The organism is Pseudarthrobacter sp. RHLT1-30-1 (assembly GCF_059383415.1).
In genome coordinates, this window is sequence record NZ_JBWZCG010000008.1 from 75,431 (window position 1) to 90,530 (window position 15,100).

Genomic DNA, 15,100 nt, shown 5'->3' on the forward strand with positions numbered 1-15,100 from the left:
CGGGATCAGATAGTCTCCAGCCCCGCGGCGGTGTAGGCCTCCTGAGCCGCGGCGGCGGTCAGGAAGGAAAGCAGCGCCGCGGCGTCGGAGGTGTTCCGGGCGGAGACGGCGATCGCGGCGGAGAATTCCGTGTAGTGCTGGACAGCTGCCGGGAACGGCCCGGCGATTGTCGCCTCCGGCACGTACTTGAGTTCACTCAACTGCTGGACCGCAAGGTCCGCGCGCCCGTCCAATAGGGCCAGCGCGGTGAAGCCGGTGTCGACGACCGTGGCCCGTTCGTTGACCTGGTCGGCGATGCCCAGCTCCGGCAACAACGAGGCAAGGTACACGCCGCTGGGTCCGTTGCGGGAGTACGCCACGGAGCGGGCCCCGGTCAGGGCACTGACCAGTGCCTCGACCGTTGAAAGATCGGGCACCGGAACTCCGGGGGCCACCGCAACGCCAATGCCGGCCTTCGCAACGGGCACCAGCGACGCGGCGTGGAGAACGTCCGCCGCAGCCAGCTTCGCCTGCGCGGCGGTGATGCCGATGACGACGTCGGGCCGGGCGCCGCCCCCGATCTCCTGGACGAGGGCACTGGTCGTGGCATAGTGCGCGTCGACGGCGATCCCGGTGGCCTGGGTGAACGCGGGGAGGAGAGTGCCCTGGACGGCGCCCCGAAGAGCGATGGCGCAGAACAGGGACAGGGCGGGGCGTTCGGTCATGGGTTCGGTTCAACTTTCTGCAGTGCGGGGGACGACGTCGAGGCGGGTGGCGCACGGGCGAGGGGGTCCTCCCACTCCGCACGGCTACATCTTCCCCCCGGCGACGCAGTTTCGCCCAAGCCGACGTGCAGGTCCGTAATGTCCGCTCCCTGACGTGGGCCGTCCACGCCTCGAGCGCCGCACCAGGGCCGTCAACATCGCGGCATGGAGAGCGCTGCCAGGTCAATGCTGCTCGTCGTGGTGAATGCGCTCACCGAGCTGCCTGAGTGGTTCCCCGCTTCCGTTCCACTGCTTGGCGATGAACTCCGCGGCGATGGACACTGCCGTCTCCTCGGGGGTCCGGGCGCCCAGATCAAGGCCTACAGGGCTGTGCAGCCGTGCCAGGGCCTCCTCGCTGAGGCCCGCCTCGCGCAGCTTGGCGATCCGGTCCGCGTGAGTCCGGCGCGAGCCCATGGCTCCGATGAAGGCGATTGGAGGGGCGCGCAGGGCAACGTCCAGCAGCGGAATGTCGAACTTCGGATCGTGCGTGAGGACGCACATAACGGTGCGTTCGTCGACCAGGCCCTTTTCGAGCTGTTCGGCGAGGTAGCGGTGCGGCCAGGCGTTGACCACCTCCGCCGCGTCCGGGAAGCGCGCAGGGGTCGCGAAAACGGCCCGGGCGTCGCACACCGTGACGCGGTAGCCCAGGAAGGTTCCCAGCCGGGTGAGCGCCGAGGCGAAGTCGATCGCGCCGAAGACCAGCATCCGCGGCGGCGGGGCGTAGCTGGCGAAAAAGACCCGCATGCCGGTGTCCAGCCGCTCACCGTCGGGTCCGTAGCTCAGGATCCCGGAGCGGCCGGCGGCAAGCAGCCCCTGGGTGTCATCGCCCACGGCCTGGTTGGCCCGGCCGGACCCGAGGTTCCCCTCAATACCGTCCGGCCGCACGATCAGGTGCTTGCCGAGCCAGCCGGCGTCCGGGTGATCGATGACCGTGGCGACTCCGACGCGCCGCTCACCGGCGATGTCCTGCCGGACGGCGTCGAGTTCGGCGAACGTTTGCGGGGAGACCGGCTCGACGAAGATGTCGATGATCCCGCCGCAGGTCAGGCCGACGGCGAAGGCATCGTCGTCGCTGATTCCGTAGCGCACCAAAACCGGAGTGCCGTCCTCCTTGACCTGCGTGGCCAGCTCGTAGACGGCCCCTTCGACGCAGCCGCCGGAGACCGAGCCGACGGCTTCCCCCTCGGCGGTGACGAGCATCGACGCGCCCGGAAGCCGCGGGGCCGACTTGAAGGTGCTCACGACAGTGGCCAGGCCGGCGGTGTCGCCTTTCTGCCAGCCCGGCATCATCGCTGCCAGCACGTCACGCACGGTTGATCTTCAGCCTTCCGATCGCACGGATCATCCGGAACGCGGAGAGCCGGCCCGCCCAGTACGAGATGCAGGCCACGACGGCGACGAGCGCCAGGACCTTTGCCGGGCTGGAGAGCTGCTCGGCCGCGATCCCCTTTGCGAGGCTGAAGGCGTCCAGGCTGCCGGCCGGGGCGGCGGCGCTGGCGGATGCGGCGGCAGTCTGCGGGCCGGCCGATTTGACCGGGGCGGTCGCGGGCGTGGCCGCCGCGGGCATGGCAGCCGGCGGCAGACCGGGAAGTTCGGACGACGGGGCCGGGGCCGTCGCTGCGGCGACCTTCGCCGCAGCAGACGCAGCCTCGGCTTCCGCGTCCAGCCCTGACACGGGTTGCGGAACCCCGCCCGTCGTCGCCGCTGCCATCGGCACGGGCCGGGGCTGCGGGACCCCGCCTGCCGCCTCGGTTCCGGCGCCGCCCGGCGTCGTGATCATGACCTGTAGATTGCTGGCGAACAGGGCCACCATTTGTTCGGTGACGCTGCCGATCACACCCTTGCCCATCGCGGCGGCCTTGCCGGACAGGGAAAGGTCCGCGTTGACAGTGCCGCGGGTTGTGCCGCCGGCCTCTTCGGTCAGCTGCAGGGTCACCGTGGCCTCGGCGGTCCCCTGGCCACGGGTTTCCTGGGCCTTGCCGCCCAGCACGGCGCGGTGCTCGGCGGCGTTGCGCTCCACGACGTTCAGCAGGCCCTTGTATTGCATGTTCACCGGGCCCAGTTTTACCGTCATGCCGACCTGGTATGCGTCGTCGGAGAGCTTGTTCAGGATGTTGGCGCCGGGAACGCAGCCAGCCACTCGCTCGAAGTCCATGATGGTCTCCCAGACCGTGTCGATCGGTGCGACGACCGAGAAAGTACTGTTGATCTGCATTAGCTGTTCCCTCTTCCCTTGATCGGCGGCCGGCCCGCGCCGCGGATTGCGGCTGCCACCTCTGCCAAAGCCGTGTAGCTGTGTCCGCTGACGAAATCATCGCAGTACGGCAGGGCCGCCGCCATGCCGCCCACCAGAGGTCGGTAATCCGGGGCGCTCTTCCGCGGGTTCACCCAGATGATCCGGTGCACCAGGCGGCGCAGCCGCGCCATCTGGACTGCCACCTGGGCGGGGTCCTCCTGGGCCCAGCCGTCCGAGAAGATCACTACAACGGCGCCCCGGGCCAGGCCGCGGCGGCCGTGTTCGTCGACGAAATGCCGGATGCTCTCGGCGATCCTGGTGCCGCCGGCCCAGTCCGGGGCGGCCACCGCGGCCCGGGCGAGGGCTTCGTCCGGGTCGCGGAGCGCCAGCTGCCGGGTCAGGCGCGTCAGGCGGGTCGAAAAGACGAAGGCTTCGGCGCCGGCGGTGGCGACGGCACCCTGCAGCAGCGAAACGAAGATCCGGGCATACGGTTCCATCGAACCGGAGACATCGCAGAGCATTACGAGCTTGCGGCGTTGCTGGCGGCGGCGTGCGTACAACAGCCGGGTGGTGTCGGTACCCGAGCGCCGGGCGGCCCGGACCGTGGCCCGGACGTCCAGCCGGGCGCTGCTGTGGGCTGATTTGCGGGTACGGCGGCTCAACCGGTACGGGGTGGCGAGCAGCAGCCGGGACGCCAGCCGCCTGATCTCCAGGACTTCCTCGTCGGAGAGCTTCGCGAAGGACATCTCGTGCAGCCGCTCCTCCGCCGAGGCCACGGCCAGCACGGCCTCCCGCTCCGGCGTGCCGCGGTCCCCGCTGTCCGGCCCCGCGGTGGCCACCATTGGGGCCGTCGGAAGTGTTGGCGGCGTGTGACCCGGGGCGCGGTCCTCGGCCGGGGACGGCCGGGTGCGTGACTCCTCCGGCCTCCCGGGCAGCGGCGCCGCCGGGACTGCGGTACGGCCCTGCCGGGCGGCGGGATCGAAGCCGCCCCGGAACACCGCGGCGAAGACGGCGTCGAAAACCGGCAGCTGCCCGCGGGTCGAGACCAGCACCACCCGGCACGCCCAGTACAGCGTGTCGACGTCGCTGGGCGGAACCAGGCGGAGGGCCTCAGCCAGCCGGACAGCCCGGTCCGGCGAGCAGGACAGCCCGGCCCGGCGCAGCGCGGTGATGAATGCCGCCGCGAGGCTGGCCGCCTCCACCCTCGGCAGTCCGGTGGCCAGGACCGGCGTGGTGGCCATCAACGGGTTCACCCGCCCGTGCCCGCGACGAGCCAGTCGGCCCCGCGTGCACCGACCAGTTCCAGGTCGTCGCGGTTCTTCACGATCGAGCCCAGCGTCTGTTCCGCGGTGGCGGCATCGATCCGGTTGATGCAGAGGACGGCGAGCGCGGAGACCCAGTCGATGGCCTCGGAGATCCCGGGTGGTTTGGCGAGGTCCAGGGTGCGCAGCTTCGTGATCACCGCGGCGGCCTGCAGGGCCAGGTCGCCGCTGCTGGCCGGCACCCGGCGTCGCACGATTTCCGCGATCCGCGCCGGGCCGGGGTAGTCGATCCAGTGGTAGAGGCAACGCCGGGTGAGGGCGTCGTGCAGGTCCCGGGTCCGGTTGGAGGTCAGGATGACGATCGGCGGGTGGGTGGCCCGGATGGTGCCGAGTTCCGGGATGGTGACCGCAGCCTCGGCGAGGAGTTCGAAAGTGAAGGCCTCGAATTCGGCGTCGGCGCGGTCGATCTCGTCCAGCAGCAGGACGGCGGGGCGCGGGCCGGGGTGTTCGATTGCCTGCAGCAGCGGCCGGCGCAGCAGGTATTCCGGGCCGAAGAGGTCCGTTTCGGTAACGGCGGCGTCCCGTACCTCGGCCAGCCGGATCCCGAGCAGCTGCCGCTGGTGGTTCCATTCGTAGAGGGCCTCGCCGGCGTCGATTCCCTCATAGCACTGCAGCCGGTACAGCGGCGTGTCCAGCAGCTCGGCCAGGGCCTTCGCCGCCTCGGTCTTGCCGACGCCCGCTTCGCCCTCCAGCAGGATGGGCTGCGGCAGCCGGACGGCCAGAAACAGGGCCGTGGCCAGCCCGACGTCGGCCAGGTAGTCGTTGCTGTCCAGCGCCGAGACGAGGGAGGCGACGTCGGGAATCCGCCGCTGGACATCCTCCTCCGCACCGGAGCGCGCCGCCGGGTTCACAACGCGCCCTCCAGGCCGGCCAGGACCCGGCGGTAGTCCTCTTCAGTGTCGACGTCGGGCGGCACGGTGCCCGGAACGCGGAGTTCCACGACGTCATCCGCGCGCTTTTCCAGCAGCTTCCAGACGGCCTTGTCGCCGTGCAGGGCAGCCAGCTCCGGGAGCAACCGCCGGGTGAACGCCAGGGGGTGGCCCACGCCGTCGTCGTAGCGGCAGACGGCGATGCCGGGGACGGGACGGCCGCTGCCGGTCCCGCCGGTGTCGCCTGGCCCGCCGGCGAACAGGACTTCCAGCAGTGCCCGCACGGTGTCGCCCCCGACCCCCGGCTGGTCGCCGAGCAGCAGGACCACGGCGTCCGGGTCCGGGTGCAGGGCGGCGATGCCGGCGGCGATCGAGGAGGAGCAGCCATCGCCGAAGTCCGGGTTGAGCACCACCTCGCAGCCGGTGGTGTCGACCCTGCTCTGCACGTCCGCGGCGGAACCGCCCAGGGCCAGGACGGTCTGGTCGAAGCCGCAGCCGCGGGCGGCCGCCAGCACGGCGTCGAGGAGGACGCCCTGGCCGTAGGGGAGCAGCTGCTTGGGCCGGCCCAGGCGCCGCGACGCCCCGGCCGCCAGGATCAGCCCCGCGGTGCGGTGCTTCGCTGTCCGGGGCTTGGCGGTCCCGTGTTTCGTGGCCGTGCGTTCAGAGGGTGAGGGCATAGCGCTCCGGATCTTTGCGGAAGGCCGCGCGGCAGCCGGGCGAGCAGAAGTACACGGTGACCCCGTTGTGCTCAAGCTGCAGCGTGGAGTCCGCCGCGGCGACAGTCATGCCGCAGACCGGGTCGACCGCCGTGGGCATTGCGTGCTCCGCCTGTGCCGCGTGTGCCGCCTGCGCCACCGGGGCCGCGTGCCGGGCCGCCGCCCGCTCCTGGATGAGCTGGGCCAAAATCGAGAGCGCGATCTCGCCGGGGGTGCGGGCGCCCAGCCGCAGGCCGGCCGGGGTGAAGACGCGGGCGCGCTGCGCCGGGTCGACGTCGAGGGACTCCAGCACCGCGGCGCCCCGCGTCCCGCTCGCCACGAGCGCGACGTACGGCACACCGGCGCGCAGGGCCGCCTCGAGCGCCACCTCCTCCGCTTTGCCGTGCGAAGCCACGATCAGCGCCGCGTCGTCGGCCCGCGGTGCCGCCGATTCCCCGTCGGTGAGTTCCACGGCGAGGCCGACGCCGGCACCAAGGGTCTCCAGCGCCTGTGCCACAGGCGTGGTGCCGACCACCAGAACCCGGGGCGCCGGGATGTGCGGCTGCAGGAAGATCTCGATGGCCCCGCCGCTCAGGCACGGGTTGGAGACCTCAACCGAGCCGTCCCCGGCGCTGCGGGACGGCTCGCCCGGGACCACCCGCAACAGCAAGGGCTCCTGCGACGCCAGAACCTGCAGGCTGTACTCCCGCACCGAGGACTCGACGCAGTTTCCGCCGACGAACCCCTGGATCTCACCGCTCGGCAGCACCAGCGCGGTGTCGCCGGCGTGGGCGCTGGTGGGATGCTGGGCGCGGACCACCGTGGCGTGCACAAAGGGCTCACGGCGGGAGGCGAGGTCGTTCGCCCGGGCCGTGAGGGAGTCTCCAGTCAGCGTCATGTCAGATCGGCGGCCTTGCCCGGCCCTGCATGGCGGCCCAGACCCGGGCCGGGGTGCAGGGCATGTCCATATGCACCACGCCGTAGGGTGCCAGCGCGTCGACCACGGCGTTCACGATCGCCGGGGGCGAGCCGACGGTGGCGGACTCGCCGATGCCTTTCGCGCCGATGGGGTGATGCGGGGACGGGGTGACGGTGAAGCCGGTCTCCCAGTCCGGGACTTCCATCGCGGTGGGAATCAGGTAGTCCATAAAGGACCCGCCCAGGCAGTTGCCGTCGGCGTCGAACTCGATGATTTCCATCAGGGCCATCCCGACGCCGTCGGTCAGGCCGCCGTGCACCTGGCCCTCGATGATCATCGGGTTGATCCGGGTGCCGCAGTCGTCCACCGCGATGAAGCGGCGGACCTTGACGTGCCCGGTGCCCGGGTCGATGTCGACCACACAGATGTAGGCGCCAAAGGGGAAGGTCAGGTTCGGCGGGTCGTAGGTGACCTCGGCGTCGAGGTTGCCGTCGAGCCCCTCGGGCAGCGTCATGGTGCCGTGGGCCGCCATGGCGATTTCCGGGATGGTCTTGCCCGCGCTGGGATCGCCCTTCACGAACCAGCGGCCCTTCTCCCACTCGAGGTCCTCCGGCCGGGTTTCCAGCATGGCCGCGGCGATCAGCTTCGCCTTCTCGCGGATCTTGCGGGCGACGAGGGCGACGGCGCCGCCGCTCACCGGCGTCGAACGGCTCCCGTAGGTGCCCAGGCCAAACGGTGTCTGGTCGGTGTCGCCATGGACGACGTCGATGTCCTCCGGCGGGATGCCGAGTTCCTCGGCGACGATCTGCGCGAAGGTGGTCTCGTGGCCCTGGCCCTGGCTTTGCACCGAGAGCCGGACGACGGCCTTGCCGGTGGGGTGGACCCGCAGTTCGGCGCCGTCCGCCATGCCCAGGCCCACGATGTCGAAGTGCTTGCGGGGTCCGGCGCCCACGGTTTCGGTGAAGAAGGAGATGCCGATGCCCATCAGTTCGCCGCGCTTCCGCTTCTCCTGCTGCTCGCGGCGGAGCTCGTCATAGCCGGCCAGCTGCATGGAGAGCCGCATGGCCGGTTCGTAGTTGCCGGAGTCGTAGACCCAGCCGGTCTTGTTGGCGTAAGGGAACTGCTCGGGCTTGATGAAGTTCTTCAGCCGCAGTTCCGCCGGGTCCATCTCCAGCTTGCGGGCCAGGATGTCCACCATCCGCTCGACCAGGTACACGGCCTCGGTGACCCGGAAGGAGCAGGCATAGGCGACGCCGCCCGGTGCCTTGTTCGTGTAGACGCCCGTGACGGAGCAGTACGCGGCCTTCAGGTCGTAGCTGCCGGTGAAGATGGAGAAGAAGCCGGCCGGGTTCTTGGTGGGCTGGGCGGTGGCGTTGAAAGCGCCGTGGTCGGCCAGGACGTTGGTGCGCACCGCGAGGATCTTGCCGTCTTTGGTGGCGGCGATCTCGCCCTGCATGATGTAGTCGCGGGCGAAGGAGGTGGACATCAGGTTCTCCGAGCGGTCCTCCACCCACTTGACCGGCTTGCCGGTGACGATGGACCCGACGACGGCCAGGATGTAGCCGGGGTAGATGCCGACCTTGTTGCCGAAGCCGCCACCAATGTCCGGGGACACCACCCGGATCTTGTGCTCGGGGATCCCGGCGACAATCGCGAACAGGGTGCGGTGCGCGTGCGGTGCCTGGGTGGTTTCGTACAGCGTCAGCCTGCCGTCGACGGCGTCGTAGTCGGCGATCGCGCCGCAGGTCTCCATCGGGGCCGGGTGCACGCGTGGGTAGACCATCTCCTGGGCGACGACGACGTCGGCGCTCGCGAAGACAGCCTCGGTTTCGGCCTTGTCACCTATTTCCCAGTCGAAGATGCGGTTGTCGGTCCGGCCCTCGATGTCGTCGCGGATCACCGGGGCGTCGGCGTCGAGGGCCTTCCGGGCGTCGATGACCGGCGGCAGCACGTCATATTCGACGTCGATCAGTTCCAGCGCGTCGCGGGCGGCGTAGCGGTCCTCGGCGACGACGAACGCGACCTCCTGGCCCTGGAAGCGGACCTTGTCCGTCACGAGGACGGCCTGCACATCGGCGGAGAGGGTGGGGGCCCAGGCGAGCTTGAGGCCCAACAGGTCCTTGCCGGTGATGACGGCGAGGACCTTGGGGTGGGCCAGGGCGTTGGTGGTGTCGATGGAGACCAGCCGGGCGTGCGCGACGGGGGCGCGCAGGATCGCGCCGTGCAGCATGTCGGGCAGGACAATGTCGTCCAGGTAGTTGCCTTTGCCGCGGACAAAGCGCGGGTCTTCCTTGCGCTGGATCCGGCCGTAGCCAATCGGGCGGTCCGCGTCGCCGGCCGCCGGGTTGCTGGGCCGTTCGTGGATGACGGTCATGCCTTCACCTCTGCCTGTTGTGTTTCCGCTGCAACGTCTTCGACGACGGTGTCCGTGCCGTCGATGACCTCGTCCACCATGGCGTCACTTTCCCCGGCCGCCGGGTGCGCGGCGGCCCACTGGACCGACCGGACGATTGTGGCGTAGCCGGTGCACCGGCAGATCTGCCCGGAGATGGCCTGCCGGATCTCGGTGCTGTCCGGGTGCGGGTTCTTGTCGAGCAGGGCGCGGGCGGTCAGCATCATCCCGGGGGTGCAGAAACCGCACTGCAGCCCGTGTTCCTCCATGAAGCCCTGCTGGACCGGGTCCAGGGTGGCCCCGCTGGCGAGTCCCTCGACGGTGCGGATGTCGTGTCCGGCAGCCATCGCCGCGAGGACAGTACAGGACTTCACCGGCTGGCCGTCCATCAGGACCACGCAGGTCCCGCAGTTGCTGGTGTCGCAGCCCCAGTGGGTGCCGGTCAGGCCGAGCACCTCGCGGATGTAGTGGACCAGGAGTACGCGGGGTTCAATCTCGGACGCTACTTCGTTGCCGTTGACGGTCATGCTGATCTGCATCGGCTCAGCCTTCCTGGGTCCGGGCGGCGCGGGCACAGGCTTGTCGCAGTACCCGCCGGGTGAGTTCATCGGCGAGATGCCGTTTGTAGTCGATCGGGCCGCGCTGGTCGGCCACCGGGTCGCAGGCTGCTGCGGCGAGCAGCCCGGCCTCCACGAAAAGCTCCTCCCGGGGCTGCTGGCCGCGAAGCAGCCCCGCCGCCGCGGTGACGGTGTGGTCGAGCCCGAGGGCTGTCAGTCCGACGGCGGCATCGGCGATGGTGCCGTCCGCCGCGAGGGTCACGGACGCGCCCGCGGCACCGACGGCCCAGTCACCCACCCGGCGCTCGACCTTCTCGTAGGCGCTGCCGGACCGGGGGCGGATGGGGAAGCGGAGCTCACACAGCAGCTCGTCCTGGCCCACCGCCGTTTCATACGGTCCGCGGTGGAAGTCGGCCATCGCCAGAATGCGCTCGCCGGCCGGCCCTCGGATCACGGCTTCCGCGCCCAGCACATTGCACACGGTGGACAGGTCCTCGGCCGGGTCGGCCTGGCAGAGCGATCCGCCGATGGTGCCGCGGTTCCGGACGACCGGATCGGCGATCACGGCTTCGGCGTCCCGCACGATGGGAAAGAGCGCCGCGATTTCGTCGGACTCCAGGAGCGTGGTGTGCCGCGTCAGCGCACCGATCCGCAGTTTATCGCCGTCGCGCAGGATGAAGTCGAGTTCGTAGAGGTCGTTGATGTCGATCAGCCACTCGGGCCGGGAGAGCCGGAGCTTCATCATCGGCAGGAGACTGTGGCCGCCGGCGATGACGCGTGACTCCGCGCCGTGCCGCGAGAGGAGTTCGAGGGCATTGTCCACGGAAGTCGCCCGCACGTAGTCGAAAGGAGCCGGAATCTGCATAGTCCCACCTCACGCCAGGGCGCTGGCAACGTCGCGCAGCACCGATTTCAGGCCAGTCTTGCCCCGCCTGATACGGAGTGTCAATATCGTCATAAGCGAAAGGTTATGACGCCGTGCCAATGACACTGAGCCAGCTCCGCACGTTCGCCCTGGTGGCCCGTCTCGGCTCGCTGCATGCCGCCGCTGAGACTCTCGGCGTCAGCGAACCGGCGGTTTCGTCGGCCTTGGCGGCGCTCCGGCAGGACCTTGGCGATCCGCTGTTCGTGCGCGCCGGGGGCGGCATTGCGCTGACCCCGGGAGGCCGGGCGCTGGCCGACTACGCCCAGGATATCGTCGGGCTGGCGGACCGGGCCCGCTGGGAGGTGTCTAACGCCAAGAACGACGCAGGACGGCTGAAGATCGCTGCCACCGCACCTTTTGCCGAACATGCGGCCGGCCGGCTGCTGGACCTTTTTACCAAGCGTCTTCCGGGCGCCTTGGTGGATGTCGTGGTGGAGTCCGCCGAGGATCTTGCCTCGCTGCTGCAGGAACGGGTGTACGACATCGCACTGGGTGCCCGGCCGGTGGTGCCGGTGGCCCGCGTGGGGACGGCCGGGACCCAGCCGGGCCTGGACTGCGTTCCGTTCCTGCGGTACCAGCGCGCCCTGGTCGCGACGTCGGGGCATCCGCTGGCCCGGTTGCCAGGACCGGTCTTCGTGGCCCGGCTGCTGGACCGGCCGTGGTTTGCCGGACCGGCGGGGATCCAGGAAGCATCGGAGGAGGGCCGTTGGCTGGCGTCGACGGGGGTGGTGCCTGAGATCATCCGGCTCAGCAGTGAGACGGACGCGCTGGCGGCCGTGCGGGCGGGGGAGGGCATCATGCTGGCGCTGGTCCACATCGTCCGGACCGAACTGCAGAGCGGGGTCCTCGTCCGGCTGCCCGTGGTCGGGACGCCGGTCACCGGTCTGTGGTGGGCGAGCACCCTAAACAACCACCGGACCACCACGATGGCGCGGACGCTGCAGCGCTTCGCCGGCACCGCCGACGCGACGGCGGCGATGGTTGCCCCCGGCGGCTCCCGGGGACTGGAACGCCGGGGATCGAAGTTCCACGTTGCGTTGTGGAGCTGACGCCGATTCCCACACGCCACTTGGCTGCGCCGCATTGCCTCCGCCGCATTGCGGAGCTTTGCCTCCGCCGCGTTGCCTGCGCCGCATTGCGGAGCTTTGCCTCCGCCGCGTTGCCTGCGCCGCATTGCGGAGCTTTGCCTCCGCCGCATTGCCTGCGCCGCATTGGCTGCGCCGCATTGCGGAGCTTTGCTTAGGCCGCATTGCTCAGCCCGTTTCCCCGTGCTGACCCTCGTGGGGGAATAGGATCGACAGACACCCCTACGAAGAGGAGCACCAATGACTTTGCCCCGGGACGAAGACAGCTCACTGCGGCACTGGAGCGCCCGACTGATCCAGGCGTTGCAGATCCTTGACCTTGAAGTGGACCACGAGAAGATCGTCCAGGTGGCGGACGAGTCGCGGAAGGCCGTCGGGCCGCACGCGGACGCCATCAGCGCCTTCATCGTCGGCTACGCCGCGGGAACGGCTTCCACTAACGGCCGGAAGAGCACCCAGGAAGCCGTCCACGCCGCCTCCAACAAGGTGCTCGAGCTCTGCGAACACGGCGAGTCCGGCGGCCCCGACGAAGAGGGCTGGGCCAAGCGGGCCCAGTAGCCCGCAGCCAGCCTCCGTTCCGGGGGGACATGCCCTCCCCGCGGGCGCAGGGATGGACATATAGGCACTATGTCCGGTGGCTGCCGCGAACATTGGGCATGTCCCGCGGAGCGGCAATCAAGCTCCGCGGGACATGCCCTCCGTTTGCGTCCGGGACTGGACATCTAGGCACTATGTCCAGTGGCCGCGCCCAGGGCTGGGCATGTGCCAAGACTGGGCATGTCCCGCGGGTGGGCGACTTACTGGGTGCGGGCCGCGCCGGTTGCCACGGCCGTGGAGCCGTCCGGGGTCTGGTCAGCGCTGGGTTCGAGCCGCACGATCACGGCCTTGGACACCGGCGTGTTGCTGCCTTCGGCGGTGTGGTTCAGCGGCACGAGGACGTTGGCTTCCGGGTAATAGGCGGCCGCGCAGCCGCGCGCGGTCGGGTAGGAGACCACGCGGAACTTCCGGAGCATCCGTTCCGCGCCGTCCTGGTACTCGCCGCGGATATCCACGAACATTCCGTCGGCCAGACCCAGTTCCGTGATGTCCTCCGGGTTCACGAACACCACGTGGCGGCCCTTTTTGATACCCCGGTAGCGGTCGTTGTGGCCGTAGATGGTGGTATTGAACTGGTCGTGGGAGCGCATGCTTTGCAGGATCAGCGTGCCTGCCGGCTTCTCCACATGCTCCAGTTCATTGACCGTCAGCACCGCCTTTCCGGTCGGCGTGGGGAAGGTCCGGGAATCCCGCGGACCGTTCGCCAGGATGAAGCCGCCCTCGTGCCGGATCCGCTCGTTGTAGTTCTCGCAGCCGCCGACGACCCGAGAGATGTGGTCCCGGATGAGGTCGTAGTTCTTCTCAAAACCGTCCCAGTCGGCCCTGATCCTGTCCCCGACCAGCGCCTTGCCCAGCCGGCTGACGATCGCCGGCTCGGAGAGCAGCTGGTGCGAGACCGGTTCCACACTGCCCCGCGAGGGGTGCACGGCGCAGACGGTGTCCTCAACGGACACGAACTGCGGCCCCGATTCCTGGATATCAATCTCGGTCCGGCCCATGGTGGGCAGGATCAGCGCTTCAGCACCGGTCACGGTGTGGGACCGGTTGAGTTTTGTGGAAATCTGCACCGACAGTTCCGTGTTCTGCATGGCGGCTTCGGTGGCGTTGGTGTCGGAGATGGCGCCAACGAAGTTGCCGCCGAGGGCCACAAAAGCCTTGATCCCGCCGTCGCGCATCTTGTTGATGGTTTCCACAGCGTCCACGCCGTGATCGCGGGGCGGCTCAAAGCCGAACTCCTCGCCGAGGGCATCCATGAAGGACTGCGGCATCTGCTCCCAGATGCCCATCGTGCGGTCGCCCTGGACGTTGCTGTGGCCCCGGATGGGGGAGGCACCCGCGCCCGGCTTGCCCATGTTGCCGCGCAGCAGGAGCAGGTTGATCATCTCCTTGATGGTGGCCACGCCCTTCTTCTGCTGCGTGATGCCCATGGCCCAGGTGATGATGACTTTGTCGGCCTTGAGGTAGCGGGCGGCGAGCTCATCAATTTCCTCGGCGCGCAGGCCCGTTGCGGCAAGGACCGCCTGCTCGTCCAGCAGGGCCAGGTGCTCCTTGAGCTCCTCGAGCCCTTCACAGTGCTCGGCGAGGAAGGCGTGGTCCAGGACGGTGCCGGGGTTCTTCGCCTCGGCGTCGAGCACGCGCTTGGAGACCGCCTGCAGCAGCGCCATGTCACCGCCAATGCGGATATGCAGGAACTGGTCCGCGATTTCCGTTCCGTGGCCCACGATCCCCTTGACCTTCTGCGGGTTCTTGTACCGCCGCAGGCCGGCCTCCGGCAGGGGGTTGACGGCGACGATTTCGCCGCCGTTTTCCTTGCAGGCTTCCAGTTCGGTGAGCATCCGCGGGTGGTTGGTGCCGGGGTTCTGGCCCATGATGATGATCAGGTCCGCCTTGGCGTAGTCGTCGAAGCTGACGGTCGCCTTGCCGATGCCGATGGTCTGGCCCATCGCCCAGCCGGAGGATTCGTGGCACATGTTGGAGCAGTCCGGCAGGTTGTTGGTCCCGTAGCCGCGGACCATCAGCTGGTACAGGAAGGCAGCCTCGTTGGACGTCCGGCCGCTGGTGTAGAACGCGGCCTCGTCCGGTGAGTCCAGGCTCGTGAGTTTGTCCGCGATGATCCGGATCGCCTCGGGCCAGGTCACCGGCTTGTAATGGTCCTCACCGGCCGGCTTGTGGACCGGTTCGGTGAGGCGGCCCTGCATCCCCAGCCAGTACTCGGACTGTTTCCGCAGCTCGCTCACGGCATGCTCGGCCCAGAACTCAGGTCCGATGACCACCGGGGTGGCCTCCCAGGTGACCGCTTTGGCGCCGTTTTCGCAGAACTCGAAGGCTTTGCGGTGGCCAGGATCCGGCCACGCGCAACTCGGGCAGTCGAAGCCGTCCTTCTGGTTCATCGCCAGCACGGTCTTGCGTGTCCGGTTCAGGCCCATCTGTTCGATCGCGGGCTTCATCGAGTGCAGCACGCCGGGGATGCCGGCAGCCCAGTCCTTGGGGCCGTCTCCGACCACGAGGTCCTTGTCGTCGTATTCCTCGACCTGGGGATTCTTGCGGGTCACGTGTACTTCCCTTCCACAGCCGCCGCCTGTCCAGGCTGGCGCTTCTCTTAGTACGCACCCTACCTTTAGGCGTATTACAGGCCTATCAGGTGGCCCGGAGTGCCGCAAGGGATCTGCCGCCGGCGGCGGCGTTACAAGCAGGTGCGGTACTGTGCCCGGACACGACGGGAACGACCGGAGACGACGGCCACGGCGGCCTTGACGGAAC

Annotated in this window: 13 protein-coding genes; 2 read left to right on the plus strand and 11 right to left on the minus strand. The window is 69.3% G+C overall.

What is annotated here, in order from left to right; all coding sequences use genetic code 11:
- Window positions 1-5: 5 nt before the first annotated feature.
- The 10 genes from AC50YM_RS08140 to AC50YM_RS08185 all read right to left on the minus strand — a co-directional run bounded on the left by AC50YM_RS08140 (window position 6) and on the right by AC50YM_RS08185 (window position 10,598).
- Window positions 6-704, minus strand: coding sequence for a molybdate ABC transporter substrate-binding protein (locus AC50YM_RS08140; RefSeq protein WP_494956464.1), 699 nt, complete (start codon window positions 702-704; stop codon window positions 6-8).
- Between the two features lie 222 nt (window positions 705-926).
- Window positions 927-2,054, minus strand: a complete 1,128-nt coding sequence (locus AC50YM_RS08145; RefSeq protein ID WP_494956465.1) for an XdhC family protein — start codon at window positions 2,052-2,054, stop codon at window positions 927-929.
- Entirely contained in the window at window positions 2,047-2,958 is a 912-nt protein-coding gene (locus AC50YM_RS08150; RefSeq protein ID WP_494956466.1) for an SRPBCC family protein, read from the minus strand. Before AC50YM_RS08150 ends, AC50YM_RS08145 begins: the two co-directional genes overlap by 8 nt.
- Entirely contained in the window at window positions 2,958-4,220 is a 1,263-nt protein-coding gene (locus AC50YM_RS08155) for a vWA domain-containing protein (RefSeq protein WP_494956467.1), read from the minus strand. The genes AC50YM_RS08150 and AC50YM_RS08155 overlap by 1 nt, the downstream gene beginning before the upstream one ends.
- Window positions 4,221-4,228: 8 nt before the next feature.
- Window positions 4,229-5,152 carry an AAA family ATPase gene (locus AC50YM_RS08160; RefSeq protein WP_494956468.1) on the minus strand — a complete coding sequence of 308 codons (924 nt, stop codon included), beginning with the start codon at window positions 5,150-5,152 and terminating at the stop codon, window positions 4,229-4,231.
- A complete protein-coding gene (locus tag AC50YM_RS08165; protein WP_494956469.1) occupies window positions 5,149-5,847 on the minus strand; it encodes a nucleotidyltransferase family protein in 699 nt (232 codons plus the stop codon). Before AC50YM_RS08165 ends, AC50YM_RS08160 begins: the two co-directional genes overlap by 4 nt.
- Window positions 5,831-6,763 carry an XdhC family protein gene (locus tag AC50YM_RS08170; RefSeq protein ID WP_494956470.1) on the minus strand — a complete coding sequence of 311 codons (933 nt, stop codon included), beginning with the start codon at window positions 6,761-6,763 and terminating at the stop codon, window positions 5,831-5,833. Before AC50YM_RS08170 ends, AC50YM_RS08165 begins: the two co-directional genes overlap by 17 nt.
- 1 nt (window position 6,764) lies before the next feature.
- Entirely contained in the window at window positions 6,765-9,158 is a 2,394-nt protein-coding gene (locus AC50YM_RS08175; RefSeq protein ID WP_494956471.1) for an aerobic carbon-monoxide dehydrogenase large subunit, read from the minus strand.
- Window positions 9,155-9,715, minus strand: coding sequence for a (2Fe-2S)-binding protein (locus AC50YM_RS08180; protein WP_494956472.1), 561 nt, complete (start codon window positions 9,713-9,715; stop codon window positions 9,155-9,157). Before AC50YM_RS08180 ends, AC50YM_RS08175 begins: the two co-directional genes overlap by 4 nt.
- A 4-nt stretch (window positions 9,716-9,719) precedes the next feature.
- Window positions 9,720-10,598 (minus strand): FAD binding domain-containing protein, encoded by an 879-nt coding sequence (locus AC50YM_RS08185; RefSeq protein WP_494956473.1) that lies wholly within the window; start codon window positions 10,596-10,598, stop codon window positions 9,720-9,722.
- Between the two features lie 119 nt (window positions 10,599-10,717).
- Here AC50YM_RS08185 and AC50YM_RS08190 point away from each other — a divergent pair, with 119 nt between their 5' ends.
- Entirely contained in the window at window positions 10,718-11,707 is a 990-nt protein-coding gene (locus AC50YM_RS08190) for a LysR family transcriptional regulator (RefSeq protein ID WP_494956509.1), read from the plus strand.
- A gap of 276 nt (window positions 11,708-11,983) precedes the next feature.
- The gene (locus tag AC50YM_RS08195) at window positions 11,984-12,301 is read left to right on the plus strand and encodes a DUF6457 domain-containing protein (RefSeq protein ID WP_494956474.1); all 318 of its coding nucleotides are present in this window, start codon (window positions 11,984-11,986) and stop codon (window positions 12,299-12,301) included.
- 239 nt (window positions 12,302-12,540) lie between these two features.
- Here AC50YM_RS08195 and AC50YM_RS08200 read toward each other — a convergent pair whose 3' ends face one another.
- Window positions 12,541-14,892, minus strand: a complete 2,352-nt coding sequence (locus AC50YM_RS08200) for an FdhF/YdeP family oxidoreductase (protein WP_494956475.1) — start codon at window positions 14,890-14,892, stop codon at window positions 12,541-12,543.
- Window positions 14,893-15,100 lie beyond the last annotated feature (208 nt).

Coding starts and splice junctions, on each gene's coding strand:
- AC50YM_RS08140 (WP_494956464.1), bottom strand. CDS start 704: ATGACCGAACGCCCCGCCCTGTCCCTGTTCTGCGCCATCGCTCTTCGG.
- AC50YM_RS08150 (WP_494956466.1), bottom strand. CDS start 2,958: ATGCAGATCAACAGTACTTTCTCGGTCGTCGCACCGATCGACACGGTC.
- AC50YM_RS08155 (WP_494956467.1), bottom strand. CDS start 4,220: ATGGCCACCACGCCGGTCCTGGCCACCGGACTGCCGAGGGTGGAGGCG.
- AC50YM_RS08165 (WP_494956469.1), bottom strand. CDS start 5,847: ATGCCCTCACCCTCTGAACGCACGGCCACGAAACACGGGACCGCCAAG.
- AC50YM_RS08170 (WP_494956470.1), bottom strand. CDS start 6,763: ATGACGCTGACTGGAGACTCCCTCACGGCCCGGGCGAACGACCTCGCC.
- AC50YM_RS08175 (WP_494956471.1), bottom strand. CDS start 9,158: ATGACCGTCATCCACGAACGGCCCAGCAACCCGGCGGCCGGCGACGCG.
- AC50YM_RS08180 (WP_494956472.1), bottom strand. CDS start 9,715: ATGCAGATCAGCATGACCGTCAACGGCAACGAAGTAGCGTCCGAGATT.
- AC50YM_RS08185 (WP_494956473.1), bottom strand. CDS start 10,598: ATGCAGATTCCGGCTCCTTTCGACTACGTGCGGGCGACTTCCGTGGAC.
- AC50YM_RS08190 (WP_494956509.1), top strand. CDS start 10,718: ATGACACTGAGCCAGCTCCGCACGTTCGCCCTGGTGGCCCGTCTCGGC.
- AC50YM_RS08195 (WP_494956474.1), top strand. CDS start 11,984: ATGACTTTGCCCCGGGACGAAGACAGCTCACTGCGGCACTGGAGCGCC.